The sequence below is a fragment of the Streptomyces sp. NPDC006510 genome, from assembly GCF_040611955.1.
Taxonomy (GTDB): domain Bacteria; phylum Actinomycetota; class Actinomycetes; order Streptomycetales; family Streptomycetaceae; genus Streptomyces.
Window position 1 is genome coordinate 1 of sequence record NZ_JBEXPH010000253.1, and the last position, 9,988, is coordinate 9,988.

A 9,988-nucleotide genomic window follows, 5' to 3' on the forward strand; every position below is an offset into this window, starting at 1 on the left:
GGGCTGCCGTCGCGCAGCACGTCGCGCAGGCCGGCCGCCGATCCGGTCTCGCGCAGGGCCGCGACCAGTCGCATGGCGAGCAGCGAGTCGCCGCCCAGTTCCAGGAATCTGTCGTTCCTGCCGACCCGTCCGGTGCCGAGGAGTCCGGCGACGACGGCCGCGATCGCGGTCTCCGCCTCGCCGCGCGGTGGCGTGTACGGGCGGGTGTCGGGGCGGCTGCGGCGCGGTGGTACGGGCAGGGCCCGGTAGTCCGTCTTGCCGTTGCGGGTGAGCGGGAGCCGGGGCAGGACGACGAAGGTGTGCGGCACCATGGGCGCGGGGAGCCGGTCGCTCAGATGGGCACGCAGTGATGCCTCCGCCGGTTCGTCGCCGGAGGCGGTGACGTAGGCCACGAGCCGGGGCGGCTGTCCGGCCACCGGGGTGTGCGCGCTCTCGCGGGCGACCAGGGCTCCGGTGTCGTCGGGGGTGTGGACGGTGACGGCGCAGGCGGCGACTGCAGGGTGGCCGCCGAGCACCGCCTCTATCTCGGCGAGCTCCATGCGTACGCCGCCGAGCTTCACCTGCCGGTCCACCCGGCCCAGGTACTCCAGTTGCCCCTCCGGCAGCACGCGTACGGCGTCCCCGGTGCGGTAGAGGCGTCCGCCGCCGTCGCCGAAGGGGTCGGTGAAGAAGGCGAGGGCGGTGCGCTCCGGGTCACCGAGGTATCCGCGGCCCACGACGAGTCCCCCGACGAACAGCTCCCCCGTCTCCCCGTGCGCACAGGCGTGCCACCGACCGTTCTCCTCGCGCAGTACGTACAGTTCGGCGTTCCCGATGGGTGAGCCGATCGGGAGATGGCGTACTCCGGCGGCCGGAGGGCCGAGTTCGGCATGGGTGACATCGTCCGAACACTCGGTGGGGCCGTACGCGTTGAGCAGTCGGATACCCGGCATGGTGTGGTGCCACCGCCGGGCCAGCGCGGGCGGCAGCTCCTCGCCGGTGGCGATCATCCAGCGCAGCGCGCCGGGCCGGACTCCCGCGGTCTCCTGGGCGTCGAGCAGGAAGCGGATCAGTGTGGGTACGGTCTCCAGCACGGTGGTTCCGCGTCCGCGCAGCTCCTCCAGCAGCAGGGCGCCGTCCTGTGCCTGTTCGTCGGCGAAGATCTGTACCCGGCCGCCGACGAGCAGCGGGGCGAGCATCTGCCAGACGGAGATGTCGAAGCTCAGAGGCGCGGTCTGGGCCAGCCGGTCGTCCTCGGTCAGCCCGAGGTCGTCGATCTTGGCCCACAGATGGTTGAGCATCCCCCGGTGCTCGACGATCGCGGCCTTGGGGCGGCCGGTCGACCCCGAGGTGTAGAGGACGTAGCGCACTTCGTCGGGGGCGGGCGGCAGGGCCCGGGTGTACGGAGGGGCCGCCGGTCGCGGTGTGGTGGTGGGTACGTCGGCCGCGCGGGCGCCTTTGACCAGTTCCCCGCTGTCCGCCGGAGCGCCGGTGGTCAGCATCAGTGCCGCGCCGCTGTCGGTGAGCAGGGATTCGACGCGTGCGGCGGGCCAGCCGGCGTCGAGCGGCAGGTAGACGGCGCCCAGCAGTTCCAGGGCGAGGAAGGCCGTGACGACGTCGGCGCCGCGCCGGCCGCCGACCGCGACGATCTGCCCCTTCGAGATCCCGGCGGCCGCCAGCTGTGCGGCGGTGCCACGCATCCGCTCGGCCAGCCGGGCGTACCCGAGGGACACCTCGCCGTCCTCGATCGCGGTCCGGTCGGGGTGTGCGGCCGCGAACCGCTCGACATGGGCGTGGACTCCTTCGTCCAGCGCGTACGGTTCGCGGCGGGTGAGCGCCGCGTCGACGGCACCCTCCCGCGCTCCCCGGGCCAGCGGGAGTCGCGGGTACTGCTCGGGCAGGCCGGTCACCGGGCCGCCCGCTTCTCGGCGATGACCAGCAGATACTCGACGGGCACACCCGTGCCGCGCTCGTCCGTGGTGTGGAATCCCTCGGTCATCTCGACCATTTCCGCCCGCAGTTCCTTCCATCGCGAGGGCGGCGAGATGGTGTTCCTCGCCGCGATGCAGGGTCCGAAGCAGTTCTCGAAGAAGGTCACCAGCTCCTCGGCCGTGGCGAACGGGTAGAAGAGTTCCCGGCGTTCGGAGGTGACCGTGAATCCGGGGCCGAGGAGTTCGGCGAGGTAGTCCGGTGAGCCCCACAGCATGGGCTGTCCCTGATGACCGTTGGGCGAGGGGAAGTAGGCGGAGAGGATCTCCTGGAAGTGTGCGGTCCAGCTGCGTGCCGTCCAGTTGCACATGCCTATCCGGCCGCCCGGCCGCAGTACCCGGGCGATCTCCCCGCCCGACGCGGCGTGGTCGGGCGCGAACTGGATCCCGTAGGTGGAGGTGACCAGGTCGAAAGAGGCGTCGGTGAAGGGGAGTTCCTGGGCGTCGCCGCGGCGCAGCTCCACCTGGACGCCGGCCTGTGCGAAGCGTTCGCGTGCGTCGGGGAAGAACTCGTCGGTCAGGTCGAGCCCGGTGACGACGCAGCCGCGCAGGGCGGACAGCAGGGCGACGTTGCCGTTGCCGGTGGCGACGTCGAGATGGGCGGTGTCCGGCGCCGGGGCGAGCCGGTCGACCAGCTCGACGGCGCCCGGCCGCAGCAGATCGGCGACGTGCCGGTACTCGCCGTACGACCACATGGTGCGGTTGATCTCCTGGATGTTCTGATCGATCGTCATGCGGATCCCCCTCAGAGCGTGAGCCGGGCGCCGAGACCGGCGGCTTCGGCGCGGGCGTGGATGCGGTCGGCCACGGCGACGTCGAGGATCGACATCCCGAACGGGTTGCTGATCACGATCTCGTCCTGGTCGCGGCGGCCCGGGTGCCGTCCGGCGAGCACATCGCCGAGCGTGCCGTCGACGGGCCGGGCACCGGGCTGCGCGGTCACTCCCTGGCGCGGGGTGCCGTCGGGACCGAGCAGGGTGCCCGCCCGGTGCATCCGGCCGAGCAGCCGTCGCGGGTCGTCACGGACCAGACTCCAGTCGTCGACGATCACCGTGCCGGCCGAGAGCACGGCGGCCTCGGTGAGGTCGTCCAGCGAGACATGGCAGACGAGCGCGCCGGGCCGCAGCCAGTCCGGCTCGATGTATCCCTGGGTCACCGTGGTGACGGGCACGACGAGTTCGGCGTCCCGTACCGCCTCGCGCGGCCCGTCGGCGACCACGGTCCCGATGTCCGCCGCACCGGGCAGCGAGGCGATGTGGTCGGCGACGGACTTCGCCCGGTCGGGTGCCACGTCGTACAGCGCGATCCGGCGCAGGGTGGGCACGGTGCGCAGCAGCAGCGCGATGTGCGCCTGTGCGAGGGCGCCGCAACCGATCAGTGCCAGGCCGCGCGGTTCTGCCACCGCCAGATGGCGCACGGCGAGCGCGGTCACCGCCGCGGTGCGCATCGCGCTGATGTAGGCGGCCTCCATCAGGGCGAGGGGGCGGGCGGTCTCCGGGTCGAGGAGCAGGGTGAAGCCCTGGGAGCGGGGTATGCCGCGCCCCGGGTTGCCGATCGAGGCGTTGATGGTCTTCATGCCGATGACCGGCGGCCGCCCCTCCTGGGCGAGGGCGCCGGGCATGGCCAGCAGCCTGGCCGAGTCGCCCTGCGGGGTCGTCCAGCCGAGGTAGGCCTCCTCGGGGAGGACGGACTGTCCGGCGGAGTGCAGCCTGAGCGCCTCGGCCACCGCCGCCACGATGTCCACGTCGCGGGCGGCCGCGATGACGTCCGCGCGGGTCAGATAGCGGAAGTGGCTGTCGGGGTATTGCTCGAAGTCCATGGCGGGCGGGGCTCCTTGGCGAGATGGTCGGTTGCGGTGGGGACGGTGCGGGAGCGGGTTCAGCCGCCGGTGGCGTGCGCTGTGCGGAGCGTCACGAAGGGGACGAGCGCACCGAGCAGCAGTACGCAGGCGAGCGCGATCCAGCCGGCCGTGCCGAGGGCGAGGACGACACCGGTCATCAGCACCGGGCCCGCGACCCGGTTGGCCACGGTGCGGCTGGTGTTGAACAGCACCAGATAGGCGCTGCGCGCCTGTTCCGGTGCCAGGTCGAAGGAGAGGGTCCACGAGGCACCGACCTGGAGCAGTTCGGCGAAGGTGAGCAGCACGACGGCCGCGCCGAGCACCAGCAGTGCCTCCCGCGCCCCGAAGCCGGGCGCGGCGGCGAAGGCCAGGGCGCCGCAGCTGAGCAGCAGTGCCGCGGCCGCGTACGAGAACCATGCCCGGCGAGTGGTGCTGTAGCAGCGGTTGAGCGGGTACTGGAGGGCGATGCACAGCACGGTGTTGACGGCGTACAGGATGCCGACATAGCGCTCCGGTACGTCCGTCTCGGTGACGAGCCACAGTGGGAAGGCCACATTGAGCACCGGCATCCAGAGCGACACCAGCGCGTTGTACGCGGTGAAGCCGAGCAACCGGCGGTCCTTGAGCAGCTCCGCCACCCGGGCGCCGCCGACCGCCGTCGCGGCTTCCTCCCGCCGCGCGGTGGCGTACACCGCGGCCACCGCCACATAGGCGAGCGCGCCACCGATCAGCAGCGGCCGGAAGGCTCCCGGGGCGCCGGATCCCAGGGCGACTCCGGCGATCAGCCCGCCCAGGCTGATGCCGAGGTTGACGACGGTGCGCTGCACGGCCATGACCTTCGCGCGCAGGCTCTCCGGGGCGCACGCACCGACGTACGACTGGACCAGTGGGGGTGAGGACTGCTCGGTGACGGCGATGACGGCGACCACGAGGAGAAAGCTCCACCAGCCGTCCACCCACAGGTATCCGACGGTGGCCAGTGCGCGCAGCAGCATCACACCGATCAGCACCGGCTTCGGCCCGAAGCGTCCGGCCAGCCGGGCGATGGGCACGGCGGCGGCGATGGCGACGGCCCCGCCGATGGTCAGGCCGGTGCCGACGGACGAGGTGCTGAGGTGGGCGACCTTGACGAAGTAGATGGTCGAGACGGCGAGGAAGAGGCCCGTTCCGGTCCACTCGATCAGCGTGGCGGCCTGTACCAGCGGCAGGAACTGCCGGTGGCCGGGGCGGGTCCGCGGCCGGTCAAGGGTGGTGCTCGTGCCCATGTTCAGTGCTCCTGGTGCTTTCGGTCGAAGAAGAGGCCCTCGCTGCGCAGTTGTGCCACGGCGGAGGTGATCTCCTTGGCGACACCCTGTTCGGTCGCCCAGTCGTCGGAGTAGAGGGTGTCGCGGTACTTGGCGCCGCCGTCCGCGGCCAGGCAGACCGCGAGCCGGCCGTCCGTCCCGGCCTCTTCCTGATCGGTCAGCATCGCCCGGACGGCGCAGCCGCTGGAGCCGCCGAGTGCGAGCCCGACGTCCTCGGCGATGATCCGGCAGACGGCGATCGCCTCGATGTCGTCGACGTGGATCGCGCGGTCGTAGCTGTGCGGCCCCTTCAGGAAGACGGACGGCCGGCTTGCTCCGATGCCCGGGACCAGGCGTGGTCCGGCGCTGCCCGAGACGGCCAGTGAGCCGCGTACGTCCACGGCGACCGCGGCGACGTCGGGCCGGTGCTCGCGCAGATGCGCGTTGATGCCCGCGAGGGTGCCGCCGGTGGAGACCGGTACGTACACCGCGCCGAGCTCCGGTCCCGCCTGTTGGGTGAGTTCGGGTCCGGTGGTGCGCCGGTGGATGTCGGGCGCGGCCCAGTTCTCGTACTGGTCCGGCCAGCGGTATCCGGGGTTGTCCGCGCACAGCTCGCGCACTCGGCGCAGCCTGCTCAGCAGGTAGCCGCCGAGGCCGTCGGGTTCGTCCACGACGATCACCCGGGCTCCGCTGTCGGCGAGCCTGCGGCGGGTGACGTGCGGGGTCTTGAGGTCGACCACGGCGAGGAAGTCGCAGCCGACCGTCGGCAGCAGCCGGGCCAGGGCGAGGCCGAGGTTGCCCGAGGTGGATTCCACCACCACCGTGCCCGGGGTGAGCGGCCGTTCGTCGTGCAGCGCGCGCAACAGTCCGACGGCGCTGCGGTCCTTCACCGATCCGGTGGGGCCGTGTTCTTCGAGCTTCAGTCCCAGACGCCGCACCCGACCCCGGTGGGCGACGTCCAGGCGGAGTAAGGGAGTTGTGGTGAGGCCCCGTGCCAGGACGGGATTGACACGCGACACTGCTTCCCCCTGTGCGATGCGTCGTTTGACCATGGTGGATCGACCGGCCGTCCCAGTTGCGCGCAGTCAGACCTTAGGCAGGAGGCCCCCCGTGCCACCACGGCACTGCGCACACGCGCGTGTCGCTGTTGGCCGGAACGGTGCTTGACGCCCCGTCGTTCCCGTCCGCCGACCGCTGCCGGGGCCGGTGAAGGCGAAGAAGCGGTCCGGTGCGGTGGCGGACCCGGACGAGTGCGGTGAATCGAATTGGCCGGTTTGATGCCGGGCCGTCCGGACGGCCGGGGCGGTCGTCGGCCGGGCCTCGACGAGCAGGGGCGCCGTCCGACACGACCTCTCCCGGCGGCCTGTTATCTTTACGTGACTTCGCGACACAACTCTCGGTCATGCTTTGGCCTTTGCTGTGTCGGAGCCGACGTGCCGGCGTGTGGCGGCGGGCGCTCAATGACCACTGCACGGGCGCGGTCGCGGTCTGCGACCGGCCCGGCCTGTCATGGCTGGACGGAATGACACAGCACAACAGACTCAGCAGGGCGGCGTGCGCCGCACGGGCGGCACTGGTTCCGGGGACGGGGCGCCGAAAACAGGCGAAGCGGCCGTTCGCCAGGCTGCCGCGCAGACCGGACTATCCGCGCGCGGGACGGCGCGGCTGGCGGAGATGGGTGCCCTCGTGGCGGCTGGTCCTGGGCTCGGTGCTGATGTTCACCGCAACCCTGGCGACCGTGGTGGGTATCGCCTACGCCCGTACGGACATACCCGAGGACCTCAACGCGTTCGCCACCCAGCAGGACACCGTCTACTACTGGGCCGACGGCACACCGATGGCCCGGACCGGCTGGGTGAGCCGCCAGGAGATGCCCCTGTCGAAGATCCCCGACCATGTCCGATGGGCCGTACTGGCGGCGGAGAACGCCGACTTCTACTCCGACCACGGCATATCGACGCAAGGGATCACCCGCGCGCTGTGGCGTACGGTCGGCGACGGGGACACCCAGGGCGGGTCCACCATCACCCAGCAGTACGTCAAGAACGTCTATCTGTCGCAGGACCAGTCCTTCTCGCGGAAGTTCACCGAGATGCTGCTGGCCGTCAAGCTGGACAGCCGCCTGAGCAAGGACAAGATCCTTCAGGAGTATCTGAACACCAGCTGGTTCGGCCGGGGCACCTACGGTCTCCAGCGTGCCTCGCAGGCCTACTACGGCAAGGAGGTCACCCAGCTCAACGCCAGTGAGGGCGCGTTCCTCGCCTCCCTGCTCAAGGGGGCCTCGCTGTACGATCCGGCAGTCAACCCCCGCAACCGTGAGCGGGCCGTCGAGCGGTGGCGGTGGACGCTGGACCGCATGGTGAAGATCGGCAGGCTGAGCGCCGCCGAACGAGCCACGTACACCACCTTTCCCGAGCCGAAGCCCCCGCACCGGCCGAACAGCGCGGGCGGGCAGGACGGCTATCTCGTCCAGCTCGCCGAGTCGTACGCCAAGCGGGCGGGACACATCTCCGACGCGCGCTTCGACCTCGGCGGCTACCAGATCTACACCACGTTCGAGAAGCCTCGGATGACCGCCCTCACCCGGGCCGTCCGCGATGCGCGCGGCGCCCTCGATCCCAAGCAGCGCAAGGCCGATCGGTTCGTGCGCTTCGGGGCCGCGTCCGTCGCCCCGGACGGCCGGATCCTCGCGGTGTACGGCGGACCGGACTTCGAGCGGCAGGCGTTCAACGAATCCAACGCGGGCACCGTCCCGGCCGGTTCGGCGTTCACCCCCTTCGTCTACGCCGCCGGCCTGCAACACGGTGTGACGCGCCAGCGCAACGGTCCACGCGCCACCGTCACACCGTCGACCGAGTACGACGGTGACGACGACATACCGGTCATGACACCCGAGGGCCCCTACTGGGACCGCAGCGGGAAGATGGTCAAGGGCAAGAATGACGGCGGCGTCTCCTTCGGCCGGATCAGTCTGCACGACGCCATGGCGAAGTCCGCGAACTCCCCCTTCCTCCAGCTCGGCATGGACGCGGGGCTGAAGCAGGTCCGCAGTACGGCCGAGGCATCGGGGCTGCTCCCTTCCAGCTTCGGCCCGCCCGTTCCGGCGTTCTCGATGGGCAACTCCACCCCCAGCGCCATCCGGATGGCCGACGCGTACGGAACGTTCGCGGCCCGCGGTGTGCACACGGATCCGTACTCGGTCCGCAAGGTCACACGCAACGGCGAGCCGGTCCGGCTCGACCTGCCGCGGCCGAGACGCGCCGTACGGTCCGACGTCGCCGACGAGGTCACCAGATCGCTCACCCGGCCCGGCCCGGGCGGTGTCGCGTTCGCCGATCCGACCGCCACCAAGCCCGGAACCACCGAGGACGACACCGCGCGCTGGTACGTCGGATACAACCCGGCCGCCTCCACCGCCGTCGTCGTCTACCGCATGGACCTGGCCAAGAGCCTCGCGCCACTGCCGCTCAAGGGGCTGGCCGGTGGCCGGGCGGACGACGTGAAGCTCCCGACCCAGATCTGGAACACATACATGGAAGCCACGACGAAGTGACAGAGACCACAGCGAAGTCCACCGTGCGCCGCCTGCGGGCCCGCCTCACACCCCGTATCGTCCTCGGGCTCGCGGCATGTCTCGTGGTGTCGGGTTCGGCGGCGCTCGTCCCGCTGCTGTCCGACGAGACCTCGGACAGCCGGACCCCGCAGCAGGGCACCCGCACCATCGCCGCGCCGACGCCGACCGCCCGGGAGCACCGCGAGGGCGGAGGGAGTACGGAGGAGGACTGGGACGGCAAGGTCAAGATCCTGGGGGACGGCTCCACGTCCTACACCGGTCCGCAGCCGGCCCAGTTGAAGGCCGAGCGGCTCAAGCCGGGCGAACGGCCGCCCCAGTTCGTGGTGTTCTCGTGGGACGGCGCGCTGGAGGGCGACGACCACATGTTCTCCCGCTTCCGCCGTGCGGCGAAGGAGAGCAACGCCCACATGACGTTCTTCCTCACCGGCATCTACCTGCTGCCGAAGGAGAAGCGGGACCTCTACCGGCCGCCCCAGCACAAGGCCGGGGCCGCCGCGATCTCGTACCCGACACGCGAGCACATCCGGATGACGCTGGAGCAGCTCGGCGGTGCCTGGCGGGAGGGCAACGAGATCGGGTCCCATTTCAACGGCCACTTCTGCGAGAAGAAGGGCGGTGGGGACTGGAGCAAGAGCGAGTGGATCAGCGAGATCGGCCAGTTCTACTCCTTCGTGCAGAACTGGAAGACGAACACCGGCTTCAAGGACCTCGATCCGCTCCCCTTCGACCCCACCCGTGAGGTCGTCGGCGGGCGTGCGCCCTGCCTGGAGGGCCAGAAGACCCTGCTGCCGGCGAGCAAGCCGTTCGGCTGGCGTTACGACGCGAGCTCCCCGGGCGACTTCCAGACCTGGCCGTCCAAGAAGAACGGCATCTGGGACCTGCCGCTCCAGATGCTGCCGTTCCCCGGCAAGGACTTCCAGGTGCTCTCCATGGACTTCAACTTCCTCTACAACCAGTCCGAGGGCAGCACCGAGGGCGACCCCGCGAAGTACGAGACCTGGCGCAAGGAGGCACGGAACGCGTATGTCGCGGGCTTCAACCGGGTGTTCCACGGCAGCCGCGCGCCGCTGTTCATCGGGAATCACTTCGAGGACTGGAACGGCGGCATCTACATGGACGCCGTCGAGGACACGATGCGGGAGGTCTGCCCCCGCAAGGAGGTGCGCTGCGTGTCCTTCCGTGAGCTGACCGACTGGCTCGACGCGCAGGACCCCAAGGTCCTCGCGCAGTGGCGGACCCTGGACCCCGCCCAGCCACCGAGCTGGAAGCACTAGGCGACAAACCCGGGCAGCGCGGCCCGGCCGAACGGCTCGTCCTTGTCGAC

The 9,988-nt window shown here is 70.9% G+C and carries 7 protein-coding genes; 2 read left to right on the plus strand and 5 right to left on the minus strand.

Annotation, left to right across the window (positions count from 1 at the left end; all coding sequences use genetic code 11):
- The 5 genes from ABZY11_RS39520 to ABZY11_RS39540 all read right to left on the minus strand — a co-directional run.
- The coding region (locus tag ABZY11_RS39520) for a non-ribosomal peptide synthetase (RefSeq protein WP_356483802.1) at window positions 1–1,889 on the minus strand (1,889 nt) is incomplete at its 3' end.
- Window positions 1,886–2,701: a class I SAM-dependent methyltransferase gene (locus ABZY11_RS39525; RefSeq protein WP_356483803.1), complete on the minus strand. Its 816-nt coding sequence runs from the start codon at window positions 2,699–2,701 to the stop codon at window positions 1,886–1,888. The genes ABZY11_RS39525 and ABZY11_RS39520, both read right to left, overlap by 4 nt.
- A gap of 11 nt (window positions 2,702–2,712) precedes the next feature.
- Window positions 2,713–3,786: an ornithine cyclodeaminase family protein gene (locus ABZY11_RS39530; RefSeq protein ID WP_356483804.1), complete on the minus strand. Its 1,074-nt coding sequence runs from the start codon at window positions 3,784–3,786 to the stop codon at window positions 2,713–2,715.
- Between the two features lie 59 nt (window positions 3,787–3,845).
- Complete coding sequence (locus ABZY11_RS39535) at window positions 3,846–5,072, minus strand: MFS transporter (protein WP_356483805.1); 1,227 nt, start codon at window positions 5,070–5,072, stop codon at window positions 3,846–3,848.
- A gap of 2 nt (window positions 5,073–5,074) precedes the next feature.
- A complete protein-coding gene (locus tag ABZY11_RS39540) occupies window positions 5,075–6,142 on the minus strand; it encodes a pyridoxal-phosphate dependent enzyme (RefSeq protein ID WP_356483806.1) in 1,068 nt (355 codons plus the stop codon).
- Window positions 6,143–6,663: 521 nt separating this feature from the next.
- Here ABZY11_RS39540 and ABZY11_RS39545 point away from each other — a divergent pair.
- Together ABZY11_RS39545 and ABZY11_RS39550 are read left to right on the plus strand one after the other, a co-directional pair.
- Window positions 6,664–8,643 (plus strand): transglycosylase domain-containing protein, encoded by a 1,980-nt coding sequence (locus tag ABZY11_RS39545; RefSeq protein ID WP_356483808.1) that lies wholly within the window; start codon window positions 6,664–6,666, stop codon window positions 8,641–8,643.
- Window positions 8,640–9,938: a hypothetical protein gene (locus ABZY11_RS39550; RefSeq protein WP_356483807.1), complete on the plus strand. Its 1,299-nt coding sequence runs from the start codon at window positions 8,640–8,642 to the stop codon at window positions 9,936–9,938. Before ABZY11_RS39545 ends, ABZY11_RS39550 begins: the two co-directional genes overlap by 4 nt.
- Window positions 9,939–9,988: the final 50 nt, after the last annotated feature.